The 17,556-nt window shown below is 58.0% G+C and carries 16 protein-coding genes and 1 pseudogene; 3 read left to right on the top strand and 14 right to left on the bottom strand.

Features of this window, described 5'->3' with window-relative positions:
* Positions 1–309: 309 nt before the first annotated feature.
* The 5 genes from AC0V6Z_RS05500 to AC0V6Z_RS05480 all read right to left on the bottom strand — a co-directional run bounded on the left by AC0V6Z_RS05500 (position 310) and on the right by AC0V6Z_RS05480 (position 4,752).
* Positions 310–1,287 (bottom strand): IS1595 family transposase, encoded by a 978-nt coding sequence (locus AC0V6Z_RS05500; protein WP_472640362.1) that lies wholly within the window; start codon positions 1,285–1,287, stop codon positions 310–312.
* Positions 1,288–1,367: 80 nt separating this feature from the next.
* Complete coding sequence (locus tag AC0V6Z_RS05495) at positions 1,368–1,925, bottom strand: pyridoxamine 5'-phosphate oxidase family protein (protein ID WP_472640361.1); 558 nt, start codon at positions 1,923–1,925, stop codon at positions 1,368–1,370.
* Complete coding sequence (locus AC0V6Z_RS05490) at positions 1,925–2,290, bottom strand: GFA family protein (protein ID WP_472640360.1); 366 nt, start codon at positions 2,288–2,290, stop codon at positions 1,925–1,927. The genes AC0V6Z_RS05495 and AC0V6Z_RS05490 overlap by 1 nt, the downstream gene beginning before the upstream one ends.
* Entirely contained in the window at positions 2,287–3,168 is an 882-nt protein-coding gene (locus tag AC0V6Z_RS05485; RefSeq protein ID WP_472640359.1) for an alpha/beta fold hydrolase, read from the bottom strand. The genes AC0V6Z_RS05490 and AC0V6Z_RS05485 overlap by 4 nt, the downstream gene beginning before the upstream one ends.
* A 51-nt stretch (positions 3,169–3,219) precedes the next feature.
* Positions 3,220–4,752: a peptide chain release factor 3 gene (locus AC0V6Z_RS05480; protein WP_472640358.1), complete on the bottom strand. Its 1,533-nt coding sequence runs from the start codon at positions 4,750–4,752 to the stop codon at positions 3,220–3,222.
* 156 nt (positions 4,753–4,908) lie between these two features.
* Here AC0V6Z_RS05480 and AC0V6Z_RS05475 point away from each other — a divergent pair, with 156 nt between their 5' ends.
* Positions 4,909–5,511, top strand: a complete 603-nt coding sequence (locus AC0V6Z_RS05475) for a hypothetical protein (RefSeq protein WP_472640357.1) — start codon at positions 4,909–4,911, stop codon at positions 5,509–5,511.
* Between the two features lie 45 nt (positions 5,512–5,556).
* Here the strand turns inward: AC0V6Z_RS05475 and pheT are convergent.
* The 6 genes and pseudogenes from pheT to rpmI form a co-directional block, all read right to left on the bottom strand.
* Positions 5,557–7,936 (bottom strand): annotated as a pseudogene (pheT, locus tag AC0V6Z_RS05470) (phenylalanine--tRNA ligase subunit beta).
* On the bottom strand, positions 7,933–9,069 hold the full coding sequence (gene pheS / locus AC0V6Z_RS05465) for a phenylalanine--tRNA ligase subunit alpha (protein WP_472640356.1): 1,137 nt from the start codon (positions 9,067–9,069) through the stop codon (positions 7,933–7,935). The pseudogene pheT and the gene pheS overlap by 4 nt, the downstream one beginning before the upstream one ends.
* A 105-nt stretch (positions 9,070–9,174) precedes the next feature.
* A complete protein-coding gene (locus AC0V6Z_RS05460) occupies positions 9,175–9,402 on the bottom strand; it encodes a hypothetical protein (RefSeq protein ID WP_472640355.1) in 228 nt (75 codons plus the stop codon).
* Positions 9,371–10,081 (bottom strand): FliH/SctL family protein, encoded by a 711-nt coding sequence (locus tag AC0V6Z_RS05455; RefSeq protein WP_472640354.1) that lies wholly within the window; start codon positions 10,079–10,081, stop codon positions 9,371–9,373. The genes AC0V6Z_RS05460 and AC0V6Z_RS05455 overlap by 32 nt, the downstream gene beginning before the upstream one ends.
* 131 nt (positions 10,082–10,212) lie before the next feature.
* A complete protein-coding gene (gene rplT / locus AC0V6Z_RS05450; RefSeq protein ID WP_472640353.1) occupies positions 10,213–10,572 on the bottom strand; it encodes a 50S ribosomal protein L20 in 360 nt (119 codons plus the stop codon).
* 118 nt (positions 10,573–10,690) lie between these two features.
* Positions 10,691–10,894, bottom strand: a complete 204-nt coding sequence (gene rpmI / locus AC0V6Z_RS05445) for a 50S ribosomal protein L35 (RefSeq protein WP_472640352.1) — start codon at positions 10,892–10,894, stop codon at positions 10,691–10,693.
* A 763-nt stretch (positions 10,895–11,657) separates the two neighbouring features.
* On the opposite strand from rpmI, the gene AC0V6Z_RS05440 reads away from it, so the two are divergent.
* The gene (locus tag AC0V6Z_RS05440; protein ID WP_472640351.1) at positions 11,658–12,815 is read left to right on the top strand and encodes a hypothetical protein; all 1,158 of its coding nucleotides are present in this window, start codon (positions 11,658–11,660) and stop codon (positions 12,813–12,815) included.
* Positions 12,816–12,837: 22 nt separating this feature from the next.
* Here the strand turns inward: AC0V6Z_RS05440 and hisN are convergent, their stop codons facing one another.
* A complete protein-coding gene (hisN, locus tag AC0V6Z_RS05435) occupies positions 12,838–13,605 on the bottom strand; it encodes a histidinol-phosphatase (protein WP_472640350.1) in 768 nt (255 codons plus the stop codon).
* Between the two features lie 247 nt (positions 13,606–13,852).
* On the opposite strand from hisN, the gene AC0V6Z_RS05430 reads away from it, so the two are divergent.
* Positions 13,853–14,803: a helix-turn-helix domain-containing protein gene (locus AC0V6Z_RS05430; RefSeq protein WP_472640349.1), complete on the top strand. Its 951-nt coding sequence runs from the start codon at positions 13,853–13,855 to the stop codon at positions 14,801–14,803.
* Between the two features lie 48 nt (positions 14,804–14,851).
* On the opposite strand, the gene AC0V6Z_RS05425 is transcribed toward AC0V6Z_RS05430, so the two are convergent.
* Positions 14,852–15,787, bottom strand: coding sequence for a ribose-phosphate pyrophosphokinase (locus AC0V6Z_RS05425; protein WP_472640348.1), 936 nt, complete (start codon positions 15,785–15,787; stop codon positions 14,852–14,854).
* A 187-nt stretch (positions 15,788–15,974) separates the two neighbouring features.
* Positions 15,975–17,450 carry a LytR/AlgR family response regulator transcription factor gene (locus tag AC0V6Z_RS05420; RefSeq protein ID WP_472640347.1) on the bottom strand — a complete coding sequence of 492 codons (1,476 nt, stop codon included), beginning with the start codon at positions 17,448–17,450 and terminating at the stop codon, positions 15,975–15,977.
* Between the last annotated feature and the right edge of the window lie 106 nt (positions 17,451–17,556).

The following is a 17,556-nucleotide window of genomic DNA, read 5'->3' as shown; positions in this document are numbered from 1 at the left end:
TCCGCATCTACGACCGGGCTTGACGCGACTCCCCGAATATTGGATGCATCCTATAGTCGGGGATTATCCCGCTCCTGCTGCCGGTCTAGGGTTATGCAGGAGTTGTCCCGGCAAGAGGCCCCCGGTGGTAGGACACTGGGGGCTTTGCTATTTGGAACAACCATTGAACATTTTGAGGAAGTGGTTCCGAAGAGTCGAGGGTGGACAGCTGATTCATACGGGGATAAACCGTGCAAAATGCGAGTCGAACCGTGTTAACGCGTCCAACGCTTCCGTTTCTCGCCAATAAAACGGCGAGGTTTGAACGGATCAGGCTGGGACTGTGCTAGTCCGCCGATAAGTAAGGCGCTTACCAGCGATGCCTTTTAGTGCTTCATTGGAGCGCTCAAAGTCGTTTAGCTTGCGAGTATTGTAGCGGAAGTCGAATTCAGTGACGTAACGCTTGAGGTGTTGCTCGCTGACATGGTGGTAAACGCCAGTGATACCGCGCTTGAGAATGGAGAAGAAATTTTCAACGGTGTTGGAGTGGAATACGCCATCGCGGCCATATTCGCCGCGAGAGTGAGAAACCACACCGTGCCCGACATATTCCTTGCCGACTGTTTTGTAGGCTTGGAGTTCATCGGTCATCAGCCAGCTCCCGCGATCCACGTTGGTAACGAGAACCTCGCGCAGAGTGTTGGCATTGACCTTGGCAACATGGAATGAGCGAACCTTACCGTCGCGCTCAACCAGTGAAACCACAGGTTGTTTGTCACGGAAGGGGCTGCTTTTCTTGTCGCCAAAACGCTTGCTTGCATGGCGGTTGGTGACTTTGCCGCCAACGTAGGTTTCATCAGCTTCCACGGTCTTACCGTAGCCGCCGATTGATCCGCCATCGGTATCAACCATGGCTTCGCGAATGCGGTGCATCATGAACCAAGCGGTCTTGTAGGTGACACCAAGCATACGGGCCATCTGGTGGCCGCTAATGCCTTTCTTTGAGGCGCAGAGCATATGTGTGGCGAGCAGCCACTTATTGAGAGGAACCTTAGAGCGCTCGAACACGGTGCCGACAGTGACAGTGTACTGCTTGCGGCAATCATTGCACTGGATCACACCCTTACGGGTCGTGCCGCCGGGGTGGGCTTTAGTTGGTTTGCGCTTTTGTGGCGGAAGCCGCTTTGCATCGACTGACCCGCAGTGTGGGCACACAGGGCCATCCACCCAATGGATGGATTCTAGGTGCGCGCGTGCTGCATCTTCGTTTTGGAAGCGAGGGGCAAAAATATCGACTGCGTTTTCCATACCTGATGGATAGCAGACACCTTTGCTTTGTCAAGTATACAATTGCCATTTTTTAGGCAGTCGCTGTAATGCAGTGCAAGTTATTCGCCTGCAATATAACGGTCGGTCGGACGCGCTGGCAGGCCATCAATGCTGCTGATGCGGGTCGCCATCTTTGCTTCCCATTCCGCCGGATCAGATTGCCGATGCGCCTTCTTCAGCGTCTCACGTTCCGCCTCCAGCGTCATCAACGGAACACCCCAACCGCAGCTCGTCTGCACACTTTCAATATCAATCGCAAAAATTTGGCGCGTGCCCGGCAACATCGTGAAATGGCTCGCCAGTTTGTCCCAGCCATCATCCCGAGGCAGCACAGGAACACCGCGGCCATAAATGCGCAGGATATTGGCGGGTTGCTGAAAATTGCAAAACATCAAGGTGATCCGGCCGTCAGCACCGAGATGCGCGTGCGTCTCATTGCCTGACCCGCCAAGGTCGAGATAGGCGACACGTTTAGGGCTGAGAATTCGGAAAGCATCATAGCCTTTTGGACTGAGGTTAATCCGCCCGATTGGAGCTGAGGTCGCCACGAAGAAAACCGGCTGCGCTTCGATCATCGCAACATGCTTATCAATCAGTGCATCAAAAAACTCAGCCATCAATCCATATCCTTGCCTATGGTCGCGCGCACCGGAATGCCCGCCGGATCAAAATCATCCAGACAATAGACATTGATCCCAATAAAGTCGGGTGTCACCCGTTTTCTATGGAACGGGTAGATGCCGCAGGTTCCGCAAAAGAAGTGCCGCGCTGTATGCGTGTGGAATTGATATTCGTTAAGCGCCTGTGTGCCTGTGAGCAGTTCAAAATCGCTTTCGTGCACCTTCACCATTAGGGCGTTCTTGCGGATGCAAATTGAACAATCGCATGTGGTGAGTTCGGGAAAATCCGTTTTGATCGCGAACTGCACAGCGCCGCAATGGCAACTGCCTAAATGACGCTCTATTGGCCTTGTGCCCTTCAAAGAAAGTCTCTGAGCACACTCATAAACTTGTCGAATTGGTCATGGTGTAGCCAATGCCCGGCCTGCTCAAATTCGATCACTTCGGCTGTATTGAAATGCTTAAGCCTCCCATCCTTCTCGGGATTTGAGGCCCAGCTATCTGCACCATAGAGCAGCAAAGTCGGGCATGTGATCGCGCCCCAGGTTTGCTTGATGAACTCATCCGCCACGTCTTCCACGCCCCAGACATTGAGGTGGGGGTCAAATTTCCAGCTGTAGGTGCCGTCCTCATTCCGGTTGACCCCGTGGATGGTTAGGTGCCGAGCCTGCTCTTCGGTGAGGTAAGAGTTTTCCTCGATCATGCGCGCGAACGCCGCCTCAATACTTTCATATTTGCGCGGGCTCCGGCCAGCCGCCTTGCGCTTCTTCACGATCCATTCGGCCATGCGCTCTGGATAGGGCGTGGCGCGCATTTCTTCGCGGCGCGTAGGGCTTGGGCCAAGGCCCTCAATCGCAACCAGCTTCGTTACCATGTCGGGAAAGGTGCCAGCATAGCGCAGTGCAACATTGCCGCCCATGGAATGGCTAACAATGGTAACAGGGCCGCTGCCCAATTGGTGGATCAGCTGCGCCAGATCATAGACCATATCGCCCGACTGGTAATTGCCATCAGACACCCAGTCGCTGTCGCCGTGCCCGCGGTGATCCATCGCAACCACGTGGTAGTCGGCGCATAGCTGCTCCGCTGTCCAGTCCCAACTGCGCGCGTGATCGCGCCCGCCATGCACCAGAACCAGCTTGGGCTTTGCGCGGTCCGCATCACTTTGCGCCCAATCGAAATAATTGAGCTTGATGCGCTGAGAGAAAAACGTCTGAGAGGTTGGGCCTGATACGGTCATGCAGTGTCCCATGCCGCGAACATTGCCGCGCCGCAACACTCGCGTGAGCGCTTAGCGCTCTTTGGTGGCCGAGAATTTCAGCTCTGGGTTCTTTTCTTCCTGGTAATTCACGTCCCACGGACTCTTGGCCATGAACACCAGATCGCCGTCGCGGTCTCTCGCTAGGTTAGCTCGGTTGAAGCTTTCAAAATCAGCGAGAGCCTGGCCTTCACCTTTAACCCAGCGGGCGGTGACAAAGGGCGCAGCCTCAAGTCCGGCCTCAACCTTATATTCCGCAGACAGCCGCGAGATCAGCACCTCCAGCTGGAGCTGACCGACCACGCCGACAATATGCTGCGCGCCAAGCTCAGGGTAGAACACCTGGATCACACCCTCTTCACTCAGATCGTCGAGCGCTTTGCGCAGCTGCTTGGTCTTGGTCGGATCTTTGAGTTGGACCCGGCGCAGAATTTCTGGAGCGAAATTGGGCAGGCCGGTGAAGCGAACCTTGTTCTGCTCGCTCAGCGTGTCGCCCACGCGCAAAGTGCCGTGGTTTGGAATGCCAATAATATCGCCCGCCTCGGCAGTGTCGGCAATCTCGCGGTCCTGAGCAAAAAAGAGGATCGGGGCATGGATCGCAATTGGCTTGCCCAGCCCAGAAGGCGTCAGCTTCATCCCGCGCTTAAAGGTGCCGGAAACCTGGCGCATAAAGGCGATCCGGTCCCGGTGATTGGGGTCCATATTGGCCTGCACCTTAAAGATGAAGCCGGTGACCTCGTCATGCTCGGGCGTGATCTGATCATCGCCCGCTGGCTGCGGACGCGGCGGCGGCGCGTGCTTGGCAATTGCGTCGATCAGTTCGGTGACGCCGAAATTCTTGAGTGCCGATCCGAAATAGACCGGGGTCAAATCGCCATTGCGATAGGCGTCGAGGTCAAATTCCGGATAGCCCACTTGCGCCAATTCAGCCTCTTCGGCCCATTCAGCGGGAATGTCTGGATCGATGTCGCGGGTGCCGAGAAATTCCTTCGATGGGCCTTCCGGGCGGCTGACAGCGCCACTTTCAAAATCAAGCACGCCTTCAAATTGTCCGCCCATGCCAATCGGCCAGCCTTGCGGGCTGACATCCAGCGCCAACATCTCTGCGACCTCATCCATCAATTCAAAGCCCGGGCGTCCTTCGCGGTCGACCTTGTTGATGAAGGTGATGATCGGCACACTGCGCAACCGGCAAACCTCGAACAATTTGCGGGTCTGTGGCTCAATACCCTTGGCCGCATCGATCACCATCACCGCGCTATCGACAGCAGTCAGCGTCCGATAGGTGTCCTCAGAGAAGTCCTCGTGCCCCGGCGTATCAAGCAAGTTGAAGGTGATTTTCTCGCCCTCATACTCTTTTTCAAAAGTCATCACAGACGAGGTGACCGAGATGCCGCGCTGCTGCTCAATCTTCATCCAGTCAGAGCGCGCCCGCCGCGCTTGCCCGCGCGCCTTCACCTCGCCCGCCAAATGGATCGCACCGCCTTGCAGCAGCAGCTTCTCCGTCAGCGTGGTCTTACCCGCATCGGGGTGAGAGATGATCGCGAATGTGCGGCGATTGGACATAGGTCTAGCTTAAAGCACCGTTGGACATGGAGCGCGCGCCTTAGCCGCAAGCGCTGAACCCGTCTACATCCCCCGCAGCGTGCACAGCGCTATGCCTCCAATTTACCGACTGGTAAGATCGATCTGCGAAATCAGGGCCACGAATAGGGGGCGTCAATGTCGATTTACAGAATTTTTCTTTCCGGATTCTTTGCCGTCATGCTGTCTGCATGCGGCGCATCGGGTCAATACTTTGAGAAATCTCCCGAAGAAGTGGCAAAGGCTTTGAAAGGCGCGAAGCTGCCAATAGCTATCCTAGGACGCAATGTTGTTGGTGAGACTGTCACGAACCCTAGCCCCAATACATTTGTGATCACTGCAAACGACGAACTGGGCGGCGATATCTTTCGGATCGTCGCGACTATTGCGCCTGATGGCAATGGCACGCGCGTTACTTCGAAGTTTGAGCAGCTCCACAAAACTTTAGGAAGCCAAGATACATCGATGGCCCAGAAAGCGGCCGACGAACAGATCGCCTCGACCATCGAGGGGCGCGCATTCGATATGATGTTCGCCACCTCCCCTGCCGCCAAAGCCGTACTCAGCGCGCAGGGCGGAAAAGTTCAAGAACGGATCAACGCCGCCAATGAGACCATGGTCGCGTTCAGTGAGATGGAACGCGAGATGGCCGCACAGGAAAAGCGTGAGAAGTTCGAGAAGGAATACGGCGAAGACTGGGGCGCAAGCGGCTCAGCTGCAGATGACGGCTGGGGTAATTAGACGCCGCCACTATTGCTCAGCCGCCCAGTTTGGAGCGCGCGGGGCTTAGCCGCGCAGCTCCGCTCCTTGCTTGGCCGCGGCTGCAACAATTTTGTCTGAAATCTCGGTCAGCTCTGCGTCCTTGAAGCTCTTCTCGCCCGGTTGCAAAGTCACCTCGATCGCAAGTGACTTTTGGCCCTCTGGAACATTGCCGCCGGTGAACAGGTCAAACACTCTCGCGCCCACGATGTTCGCCTTATCCGCGCCCTGAACCACGCGCAGCAGATCGCCCGCCGCAAGCGTCTCTGGCACTAGAAACGCAAAATCGCGCGTCACCGATTGCAAAGCAGGCGGGGTAAAGCTTGGTCGTGCAAAACTGACCGGGCCTTTGCCTGCCTTCTTTGCCGGGATCGCATCGAGATGAATGCCCAAGGCGGCAACAGGAACGCCAATCTCGAAAGCCTTAAGAACGGTGGGGTGGACCATTCCAAAACTCGCGATGCGGTTCTTTGGTCCCAGACGCAAAGTCGCAGATTGGCCAGGGTGATAGATATCGCCCGCTTCGCCCATGACTTGCAATCTGTCGACCGGTGCACCGGCTGCTTTGAGCAAGGCCAAGCACTGAGCCTTGGCATCATAGACATCGAAACTCCTCGCCTTGCCATGTTGCCATGAACGTGGCGTCGCATCGCCCGCCATAACAGCGACAAGCGCCGGATACTCCCCATCTGCGAGGTAACGCCGGCCGATCTCGAACAAGCGCACGCTGGCAGACCCGCGATCAAAACTGCGTCGCACCGCCGACAAGAGGCCGGGCAAAAGCGAGGGGCGCATCACTTTCAAGTCTTCGCTGATCGGATTGTCGAGCGACCAATGCCCGCCGCCAACCAGATTGGCCTCGGCCTCAGAGATAAACGACCATGTGATCGCTTCATTAAACCCGTTACCAGCTGCTGCACGGCGCAATTTGCGCTCGAGCTGCTGCGCCGGTGTGGCAGTTGGCCTTGCCACACCATCCATGCGCGGCAAGGCCACACTTTCCACCTTGTCGAGGCCGTGGATACGCACGACTTCTTCCACAAGATCGGCTGCGCCTTCGATATCATTGCGGCGCAAGGGACAGGTAACTTGCCAGTCTTCTGCCACAACGAACCCAAGGCTTTCGAGGATACGGCGCTGCTCATCATCAGGCACGTCGACGCCGCCAAGCCGGGAGGTGAGACCCGTATCGAATGCAACGACCAGAGGTTTGCTGGGCGCCGCACCTGCACGCACGCTCTCGCTTGCTTCGCCGCCCGCCAGCTCAACAATCAAGCCGGTAAGCAAATCTAGACCATCGTCCAGAAACTCCGGATCAACGCCGCGCTCAAAGCGGGTGCGCGCATCCGATGCCAGACCCAGCTTGCGTCCGGTCACACCAATGCTTAGCCGGATCGAAATAGGCAATTTCGAGCAGCAAGTCAGTGGTGCCATCCGAAACGCCGGAATGCTCACCGCCCATAATTCCGGCAATGTCATGAACCTGCGCGTCATCGGCGATCACGACCATGCTTCCATCAAGCGTGTAGGTTTTCTCGTTGAGCGCCAACACTTGCTCACCCGCCTTCGCGCGGCGCGCCACAACCGCGCCAGAGAGCTTCGCCAGATCATAGGCGTGCGCCGGGCGGCCAAAGGCCAGCATCAGATAATTGGTGAGATCAACCAGCAGCGAGATCGGGCGCTGGCCCGCACTGATCAGCCGCTGTTGCAACCAGTCTGGCGACGGGCCGTTTTTCACGCCTTTGATCACCCGGCCATAGAATGCGGGGCACCCTTCTGGATCATCCGTGCGGATTTCCGCCGGACAAGCGCCGGAGGTCTCAAATTTCGGAAAGGCAATTGGCTTCAGCGTGCCAAGACCCGCCGCGGCGAGATCGCGCGCAATCCCGTAAACGCCCATGCAATCGGGGCGGTTGGGGGTGATCGCGACATCAATGATGGGTGAAGACCCCTGATAGTCGGCAAAGGCGTGGCCCACGCTCGCATCATCCGGCAATTCGATAATGCCGTCGTGCTCATCGCCCAGCTCCAGCTCGCGCACGGAGCACATCATGCCGTTGCTCTCCACGCCGCGGATCGCGCTCTTGCGGAGCTGCATGCCATTGGCTGGCACCACCGCACCGGGCAGGCCCAGCACGCCCTTCATTCCCGCACGCGCATTGGGCGCACCGCAGACAACCTGCAGTGGATCGCCCTCGCCCGTGTCAACGCTCAGCACTTGCAGCTTGTCTGCATCGGAGTGCTTCTCAGCGGTCAGAACTTTGGCAACCTTGAAGCCAGCAAGCCTTTCAGCCGGGTCTTCAACGCCTTCAACCTCAAGCCCGATCGCGTTCAGCGCGTCGGTGATCTCACCAAGCGTTGCATCGGTTTCGAGATGGTCTTTGAGCCATGTGACGGAGAACTTCATGCGCGCGCTCCCACACCGGCGGACAGGGTCGGTTGATCAAAAGGAGAGAAGCCATAATGCGCAAGCCAGCGCGGATCGCCATCGAAGAAGGCGCGCAGATCGTTCATGCCGTATTTGAGCATGGCGATACGGTCGATCCCGAGGCCAAAGGCAAAGCCTTGATATTCGTCTGGATCGATCCCGGCAAACTCGAGCACGCGGCGGTTCACCATCCCGCTACCGCCAAGCTCCATCCAGTCATAGCCCGGCTCGTCGCCGTGCCCACCGACCACGCGGCGGTCGCCTTCGTTTGAGTAGCCAACATCGACCTCGACGCTGGGCTCGGTGAAGGGGAAATAGGATGGGCGCAGGCGCAAGGTGATGTCCTCACGCTCAAAGAACGCCTTGAAGAAGGTTTCCAGCGTCCATTTGAGATGGCCGAGGTGAATGTCCTTGTCGATTACCAGGCCTTCGACCTGATGGAACATAGGCGTATGGGTCGCATCACTATCGCTGCGATAGACACGGCCCGGCGCGATCAGGCGGATCGGCGCGCCTTGCTCTTTCATGCTGCGGATCTGCACCGGCGAGGTGTGCGTCCTAAGCAGCATTCTTTTCTGGCCTACCGCTTCGCTACTTGAGGCCGATTGGCCACCATCCGCCGCCTTATCAGGGAAGTAGAACGTATCGTGCATCGCGCGCGCAGGATGGCTCTCATCCATGTTGAGCGCGGTGAAGTTGTGCCAATCGTCTTCGATCTCTGGGCCGGTTGCGACCGCGAAGCCGAGATCGGCAAATATCTCCGCCAGTTCGTCCATCACCTGGCTCACCGGGTGAACCGAACCGCTCAGCATGTCCGGCGCAGGCAGAGTGAGGTCAAGCGTTTCGCTGGCCAACTGCGCTTCGAGCTCGGCGGCCTCCAGCGCTTGCCTTTTCGCCGCAATCGCATCGGCCACCTCGGCGCGGATCGCCTGGATCGCAGGCGCTGCTTCACTGCGCTCTTCCAGGCTCATCTGACCCAGCGTCTTCAGCGCCAGGCTCACCCAGCCCTTTTTCCCAAGCGCGCCCACGCGCTGTTCCTCCAGCGCATCGAGCGTATCAGCTCCAGAGATTGCCGCCAGCGCGGCGTTTTTTTGTGATGTCAGTTCAGTCATGGTCTAGCCCAAAGGTTTGAGCCGGTCCGCTAGCGGGATTTCGCCGCCTTGGCAAAGCGCGAATTGCGCCTTGACGCGAAGATCAGCGCGCTACTGGCTGGGCACCTATCGCAAAGGCTTGTCCAGCGTCTGCGCGGCGCTGCCCCAAACCCGTGCTCGGGCCTCCATGAAAGAGGCCAGAATGGGATGCTCAAGAGCCGCATAATCGCTCGGGTTCATCGTCATAAACTCGCGGAATTCGCGGGTGAACTGGGCTTGGTCGTGATAGTGATCGTCCATCGCCTCGGTCCACAGCCGCTTGTCATGCAGCATCCAGTCCGACAGGCTGCGCATGAAACGCTGGCGCCGGATCAGGAGCTTTGGAGCAAAGCCGAAATACCGCCGGCGACACGCGCTCAAGTGTCCGCACACTAATCCCGCTAGCCTGCGCCAGATCATCAACCGTGTTGAGCGCCGGTTCGACCAGCGCCTTGTGAACGCGGGCAATCTTGGGCTCATCGCGGTTGGGCCGCATCAGTGCACGCATGGTGTCTTCAATCGCAGCCAATTGCTGATCGTCGCTCACGCCTTCATCACACAAAGCGTCAGCAAGCCCTGCAAACTTCGCAAATGCGGGATGCGCCGCACCATCACAGCCGACATTGGCAAGCTCCCGTGCATCGACATCGATGAACCGTGCCCATCCGAGCGGCAAGAGGCCAATGCCCCACATCCGCGATTCGCCCAGCTCAAATTCGCAGGGCAAGGAGCTTGGCCCGGTCGCCGTGAAGCGAGAGCCAGAAAGCTGCGATGTGCCAATGCTGGCATTCGGACGGCTGCCGCTGAAGAAGCGGATATTGGCCCATTCCGGCTGCAAGTGGTCTTTGACAGTTTTGCCGTCTTCAACCTCCAACACCAATTGGTAGAAGGTCGTGAAGCAGCCATCGAACTCTGGCGAAGGCGAGTAGAATTGGCTGCGAACGGTGAAGTCCGCATCCTTATTGCCTACGCGTTTCGTCCTCTGCCCACCCATTCGCTCGGTTTGGCCGATGTGTCGCGTTTTTACAAGCGAAAGGGCGCCAGCCTCTTCGGCGAGCGCCCTATCCGTTTTGCGTTTCCTACATGGTGCCGCGCGGTTGCGCATGCCATGCTGATAGCGCAGGCTTAAGCTGGCAATGCCGCCTTCGCCTGAGTGATGATCGACTTGAATGCCGCTTCTTCGTTCATGGCGAGGTCCGCCATGACTTTGCGGTCAAGCTCAATACCCGCCAGCTTCACGCCGTGCATGAACTGAGAGTAGGTCAGGCCTTCAGCGCGGACAGCCGCGTTGATGCGCTGGATCCAGATCGCGCGGAAGCTGCGCTTCTTCGCCTTACGGTCGCGGTAAGCGTATTGACCGGCCTTCTCGACCGCCTGGCGCGCAACGCGAATGGTGTTCTTGCGGCGACCGCGATAGCCCTTGGCTTGTTCGAGTAGACGCTTGTGCTTTTGGCGTGTGGTGACGCCGCGTTTAATGCGAGGCATATGTAGTATCCTTTGTAGAGTTCTGCGCCAGCCCGCTCCCTCCACCCTTCCACCCGGATGATCACCCGGTAGGTTCCGGGCGGAAGGGTGGAGGGAGTGGGCGGTCTAGCCCATCAAATCAATCGAGCCCGTAAGGCGCCCATTTCTTGATCGTCCGCGCATCCGGGTCTGAAGCGACCGAGGTGCCACGGTTTTGGCGGATATACTTCGCATTGTGGCTCATCAGACGGTGACGCTTACCAGCGACGCCGTGCTTGACCTTGCCAGTTGCGGTGATTTTGAAGCGTTTCTTCACACCGCTTTTGGTCTTCAGCTTGGGCATTTCGTTCTCCTTGATCAGAGACACGTTCTAATCGGCCCTGGCAGCCCTGATGAGCCAGGCCAATCGCTTGATTCGTGTCGTTGAAGTCGCGCCACATAAGGGCCAAGGGGCGTGTAGGCAAGCGTTTTTGCGGGATGTGAGGGAGGCTTTGTGTTCCGCACACCATCCGATGTGCGTTCTTGTCTTGCGCACTCGCATCCGCGAGCGCGATGTCCTCGGCCCTGCCGGGCCTGCGGGCGGCCGCAAGGGCCTTGCAGTCGGCTAGTCGCCGACCGTGCTCCGCGACCAAGCCAGATGCAAAGCTCCAAGGCGCTTGGTGCTAGATCGTTGGCTTGGAATGGTCCGAGGGCGCAGGCCTCGCAAGGGCGCACGCCCGCCCGCAGCGATGCGGCTGTAAGCCGCATGAGCGAGGACATCGCACGCTGGATAGCGTGCGGAACCACAAACAACTCCTCTCCCCTCCCCGCTCCACTCATCGCTGCTAGAGCACGCTTGGAACGGCTGGAACACAGTACAGGGCCCAAAAACCAATCGATCACAAACGCACCGATTGATCGAGTTAGTCGATCAATGAGAAGTTGGAGAACGGGGAACAAAAGCATGGCTGACTCATAGCGAGCGGAGGCTAAGTAGGAAAATAGAGTAGCATGGGTCATGCATGCCCTGCGCAAGGGAAAGTGACCAGTCATTCAACCAAGTGTCTCGGCAAATAACAGCTACTGCGGAACAGTCTATGAAACTAACGTACGCACAAATAATCAAATTGATCGAAGACTATTCTGATATTTCAGGTTGGGCTCACATGCCTACAATACCTGAACATGAGCTCTTGATAAGGCTAGATGATCGACCTGATGTCACAATTTGCAAGAGCAATGGCGCAGCATACTTTGCCAATTTTCGAGACCGTACTAAATCTCTACCACTCCAGCTCGGACTGGATAGTGAGATCGAGTTAAAAGAATTCTTGGCATTCTTGAATAGCGAATCTGATCAAATTTCAGTCTATCATTATTCGCTCTACCCCGTCGCAACGGAATTCACCCATCTAAGCTTTGATCGTTTTTCAGCTACGCAGTTAGATGATATTAGTTTCGATAGGCTGGCACGATCGCATTCTTTGTCTCCTTTTCGGAATTCCAGCTTTCCAGAGAGCTTCAGTAAGGGACTATCGGGACCACTTGTCCGTATCGCAGAGAAGTTCCCGCCTGGATACCGAATGCTTGTGACTAGCAAAGTGATGGCGGAACGCATTTCGGAACGCCAAAACCACCATCAGTGGTTTGATAAGCTCGACGACATCTATACCAATCACAGCATCTTACTTCATCTGCTGCAGCATTTCGCCGAAAAACCGTATAAAGAAGTCGGGTCGTTTTCCTCCGATAGCTTCCCTAACGCCGGTGCCTCATGGTCATCAGAAATTCGGCAATACGAACTAGGCCAAGTCAGCTCGGAAGCCTCAACGAAAATCAAAACAATCATGCGGGGCCTTGAGCCCAATGTCTTCTATCGATTGCTGATCAGAGCAGAAATCTCGAATCGAGACATATTTGCTCGCCTGATATTTCTGAGATCCATCCTAGATCCCTTCTTTGAGAAGTTTCAAAGAAGGGTCGCCTTAGCGAGGAAAAAGAACGAGGCAAAGAAGACCGAAATTCAAGCCAGTCTTCTTATTGCGGGAATGAGGTCTTTTGGCTGCGAGACGACAGACATTCTCTCAGCTGAAGAAATCGCGGCATTCTTAGGTGTCAGAAACTCGTTCGTTCATCCTGATCCGAACGGTGATGTGACAACCCTGCATTTGTTGTTCGACAAAGAGCCAGAGTTTCGAAGAGTCGTATATGATTTCCTATTCGGAGCCTTGTTTTTAGGTGCAGCGACGAATGCAGAGTTGTTCGAATTCGACCTCGATTTTTGATCTAACTGCCCAACGCTTTCCCCTACCCCATTGCCTCCAGCGCTTCTTCCAGCCGTGCGGGTTCGCCCAGCGCCAGCACCGTGCCATCGGAATTCACGTCCAGCGGGTTGCCTTGCCAATCGCTCATCATTCCGCCGGCGCCTTCGACAATTGGGACCAGCGCGGCGTAGTCATAGAGTTTCAGCCCGGCCTCGCACACGACGTCCAAATGGCCGTTCGCCAGCAGGCCGTAATTGTAGCAATCCCCGCCCCACACCACGATTTGCGATGTTTGCGCGGCCAGCGACATGAACGCCCCGCCTTGGGTCTCGGTGAAATATTGCGGGCCGGACGAGGCGATGGTCGCCTCTGACAGTTCCTTGCAAGACCGCGTGCGCACCGGCAGGCCGTTGAAGGTCGTACCCTCGCCAATTCGCCCGACCCAGCGTTCTGCCGCGATCGGCTGATCAATCACACCCAGCACCGGCCAGCCATCCTGCAGCAAAGCGATCAGCGTGCCAAAGATCGGGCGGCCCGCCATAAAGCTGATCGTGCCATCAATCGGATCGAGCACCCATTGCTGGCCCGCGCCCTCATTATGGGTGCCATATTCCTCGCCAATGATGCCGTCATCGGGACACTCGGCCTCGATAATCGCGCGCATCGCGGCCTCTGCCGCGCGGTCGGCCTCTGTCACGGGCGAGGCATCCGCCTTGCGCTCCTGCGACCAGTCCCCGCGAAACAGGGGGCGGATGGCATTGCCAGCCGCATCGGCCAGCCGCTGAGCGATTGCTGCGTCTTTGTTCGTCATAATCCGCGCGCAGTCTCATCACAGGCGCGCCAATGCAAGGGGGGTGTTGGCCAGCGCAGCTAACCGCTGACCCAGTATGTTGCAATTGACACAAGCTTCGAGCGGTGCCTTATGGTTAAGGTTAAACGGCTGTCCTGCAAAGGCATAGCCAAGAGGGTGGGTTACATGCCGTGGGAGCGGTGCGGGTTGAATAGGTTCAAACCGCGGCCCATTTTGACAGTCGCAAGTCTTTTTGAACGGGTCGGATATGGGCGAACAGGCAAGCGCGAATGCGCCGGTACATTTTGCATCCCGCTCTGGGGTCAATCGCAGCGGCATGCCACTCGCCGCCAGCCGCGCGCCTGCCAAAGACTTGGACCCTTGGATTGGCCGGTTGGTCGCCTCGACGCTGGAGGTGGAAGGCAACTCTCATATCGCATGCGGTATTTGCAATGATCTGGCCTTCGCTCGCATTGTCATAGGCGGCACGTGGGACGCGCAGACGGCCGATGGGCCGATGGAATTCCGCGATGAGGCCATCCTGTTTGGCCCGCAATCGCGCCATATGCCGGTGGGGTGCAGCGGCAATGTGATCGCGATTGGAATTGGCTTTCGCCCAGGCGCGATCCCGTGTTTATTAGGGCGTGAGCTCGCATCGCTGGTCAACCGGATTGAAAGGGACGACCCCTTTGGCCTGATCACCAATGGCGCGGCGCAGGATTATCCAGTTGATGCCGAACCAGAGGAATGGTTGCAAACGGTTGAGGAGGCGATGCGCGCCTTTATCGCCCGAACCCAGCCGGAAAAGCCCGATCCGCTGGCCGCAGCCTTTGAGCATGCCAGCTTTGCCGATCCGACGATTACACCGGGCGATTTTGCGGCGGAGCACGGCATGTCCTCGCGCAAGCTGGAGCGGCTGGTGCGGCGCGATTTCGGGATGACGGCGAGCACGGTTTTGCGGCGGGCGAAAGCGCTCGATCTAGCGGCGCAGCTGTGCGGGGTGGCGGATGAAGAGGAAGAAAGCGAGCTGTTGCTGCGCTATTTCGACCAGTCGCATTTGATCCGCGATTTTAAGGCGTTTTTCGGGACAACTCCGGCCGCATTCCGCTCTCAACCTCGATTGTTTTTGCGGATCAATGTGGAAACGCGCCAAGCCCGGCGCCTGGCCGAACTCGACCGGTTGAAGCCGGGGGCGGAGCCACCCTGGCGCGGTGAGTGAGGCGGGCCGCCGCTTGGCCTTGCGGTCGCTTCGCAACCGATAAATCCACTAATCAAACAAACTGCTCACGCTGCTCTCGTCTGCAATCCGGCGGATCGCTTCGCCGACCAGCGGGGCCATGGTCAGCACCCGGATCCGGTCAGAGGCCGCGCAGGCCTCCGTTGGCAGGATCGAATCAGTGATCACCAGCTCTTTCAGCTTCGACCCGTCAATCCGCGCCACTGCGCCGCCCGACAGAACACCGTGAGTGATATAGGCCGCGACGCTCTTTGCCCCGCCCGCCAGCAAGGCCTCCGCCGCGTTGCACAGCGTGCCGCCGGAATCGACGATGTCATCGATCATGATGCAATGGCGCCCCTGAACATCACCGATGATGTTCATGACTTCCGATTCTCCGGGACGATCGCGGCGCTTATCGACGATCGCCAGTGGCGCATTGTCGAGCCGCTTGGCCAGCGCGCGGGCGCGGACCACACCGCCAACATCGGGGGAAACAACCATCAAATCCTGATCGCCGTAGCGCGCCTGAATATCGGCCGCCATGACCGGGGCAGCATACAGGTTGTCGGTCGGGATATCGAAGAAGCCCTGAATCTGCCCGGCGTGCAAATCCACCGCCAGCACGCGGTCAGCGCCCGCCTCGGTGATAAGGTTCGCAACCAGCTTGGCCGAGATCGGCGTGCGCGGGCCGGGTTTACGGTCCTGCCGGGCATAGCCGAAGTAAGGCACAACTGCGGTAATCCGTTTGGCCGAGGCGCGTTTCAGCGCGTCGATACAGATCAGCAGCTCCATCAGATTGTCATTCGCTGGAAAGCCGGTCGACTGGACAACGAACACATCCTCGCCGCGCACGTTCTCGTGGATCTCGACGAAGATTTCTTCATCGGCAAACCGGCGCACGCTGGCATCGGTCAAAGGGATTTCGAGATAGGCGGCGATCGCCCGGGCGAGCGGCAGGTTTGAATTGCCGGACATGATTTTCATGGATGCGAATCCCCGAGTGCAGTTGATGGCGGTTCACCTAGCCCAGACTCATAGGGACGCAACAGAGGCCGCCGCCCATTTGTCCGCAATTGGGTTTGGTAGGCGGAGATTCTGAGCGTCTCGTGCCTGCCAAGTTACAGGCCAAGTTACGGGCCAAGTTACGGGCCAGGGCCCTGGAGCTCTCTGTTTACGCCAGCGTCAATGCGTCCCGCACGCTGGCCATATTGCGGCGGCTGACGGGCACCGTGCTGCCGTCGGACATTTCCAGATTTCCTGTGCCCGCGCTCTCGCGGGTCAGCGATTTGACGCAGGATGCGTTGACTATGTGCGAGCGGTGCACACGGATAAAGCCGTCTGACAGCTCTCGCTCCAGTGCGGCCAGGCTCGCATTATACAGAGCGCTGCGTCCGCTGCGTAGGAACACCTCGACATAATCGCCCGCCCCGCTGAAGCGCACGATGTCGCTGGCATCGACAAATTCGACCTTGCCATTACTGGTCAGCTCTATCCGTTTTGGCGCGCTGTCCTCAGCCACTGGGGTATGGGCCAAATCGCCGCCGCGCGCTTGCTTGAAGAACAGCCACAGCAGGCCCGCCGCGACCACCAGATAAAGCACAGTGTCGAGAAAGAACCCGCCAAGCCAATAGATCGCCGCCGCCAATGCCGCGCTGGCCAGTGCGAGCCACGCGCCGTGGGCGTTGCCCTGTCCAAAATATGCGATTCCTCCGGCCAATGCCGCCGCGAGCGACGCGGTGATCAGGACAAAGCTGGTTTTTAGGTCAAAGCCGGGCTGAAGCGCGCTGATCGCCAGCATTACGGCAAGCACAGCAGCCAAGGCCAGCAGACGCCGCCGGGGATACGCTCTGAACAGCCGCAGCAGCACATAGGCAGCAAAGCTCAGACCCAGACCAATCGCAAAGGTCAGGATCAGCGACAACCGCAAATCATGCAGGGGATAGGGGTAAGGCATGACATCGCGCGCCGCCTCAGCCGCGAGCTGCAAGGCAGCGGCCAGCGAGGACGCCGCGATCAGCGCGGACCCCTCACGGTCATCGCCGCGCAGGGATCGCACGCCAAAAAACACAAAGCCTGCGACAAACAGCCCCAGGGTGATCAGCGCAAACCATGTCGCAGGCCCAGGCTGGCGCGGATCACGGTAGGGCGCGAGGGCAATATTGTGGATCGGCGAATTCAGCGTGATGCCGCCGTTCATAGAGGACAGCCGCATCACAAGGCGGTTCTTGCCGGGCTTCAGCGTTCCTTCCGGCACGAAGAAAACCGCATCCATATCGCCGGGTTCCTCGCTGCTTTGCGATGCGCCCGGCCTGCCGTTCGTGCCAATCGGCACTCCGTTGAGGCTTGCCTCGCTAGAGGCCTTTGCGCTCACGAACAGGCCAAGCGGTTTGCCACCTTCGAGCAAGGCTGGTTCTGCCTCAAACACGATCTCAGCCCACAGCATCCGATCCTGCGGGTCGGCCTGATAAAACAGGACGGATCGGCAATTCGTACCCGCAAAGTCCGGAGCCGCATCAGAGGCCAGATCCGCATCACAGACGCGCGCGGGATGATCGATAAAGCTCTGATAATCCTGCGCCTGCACCTGTGCCTGCACGGGGGCAGAAAACGTCAGAAATGACAGCAAAAGGACAGCAAAGCGTAGCACCGCAATTCCTATAGCTTCCGATGAGCGGGAAGTCCCCCCGTTCACCGATCAGAACCCCCGCTAACAGATCAGCCCCTATTCAAAGCCCCAATTTCCATCAGTTTCA

Source organism: Erythrobacter sp. SN6-5, from assembly GCF_057364945.1.
Note: the sequence above shows the minus strand (reverse complement) of the source record. Positions and strands in the feature narration are given on the sequence as shown.

Coding starts and splice junctions, on each gene's coding strand:
- AC0V6Z_RS05500 (WP_472640362.1), bottom strand. CDS start 1,287: ATGGAAAACGCAGTCGATATTTTTGCCCCTCGCTTCCAAAACGAAGAT.
- AC0V6Z_RS05495 (WP_472640361.1), bottom strand. CDS start 1,925: ATGGCTGAGTTTTTTGATGCACTGATTGATAAGCATGTTGCGATGATC.
- AC0V6Z_RS05485 (WP_472640359.1), bottom strand. CDS start 3,168: ATGACCGTATCAGGCCCAACCTCTCAGACGTTTTTCTCTCAGCGCATC.
- AC0V6Z_RS05480 (WP_472640358.1), bottom strand. CDS start 4,752: ATGTCCAATCGCCGCACATTCGCGATCATCTCTCACCCCGATGCGGGT.
- AC0V6Z_RS05475 (WP_472640357.1), top strand. CDS start 4,909: ATGTCGATTTACAGAATTTTTCTTTCCGGATTCTTTGCCGTCATGCTG.
- pheS (WP_472640356.1), bottom strand. CDS start 9,069: ATGACTGAACTGACATCACAAAAAAACGCCGCGCTGGCGGCAATCTCT.
- AC0V6Z_RS05460 (WP_472640355.1), bottom strand. CDS start 9,402: ATGCGCAGCCTGTCGGACTGGATGCTGCATGACAAGCGGCTGTGGACC.
- AC0V6Z_RS05455 (WP_472640354.1), bottom strand. CDS start 10,081: ATGGGTGGGCAGAGGACGAAACGCGTAGGCAATAAGGATGCGGACTTC.
- rplT (WP_472640353.1), bottom strand. CDS start 10,572: ATGCCTCGCATTAAACGCGGCGTCACCACACGCCAAAAGCACAAGCGT.
- rpmI (WP_472640352.1), bottom strand. CDS start 10,894: ATGCCCAAGCTGAAGACCAAAAGCGGTGTGAAGAAACGCTTCAAAATC.
- hisN (WP_472640350.1), bottom strand. CDS start 13,605: ATGACGAACAAAGACGCAGCAATCGCTCAGCGGCTGGCCGATGCGGCT.
- AC0V6Z_RS05430 (WP_472640349.1), top strand. CDS start 13,853: ATGGGCGAACAGGCAAGCGCGAATGCGCCGGTACATTTTGCATCCCGC.
- AC0V6Z_RS05425 (WP_472640348.1), bottom strand. CDS start 15,787: ATGAAAATCATGTCCGGCAATTCAAACCTGCCGCTCGCCCGGGCGATC.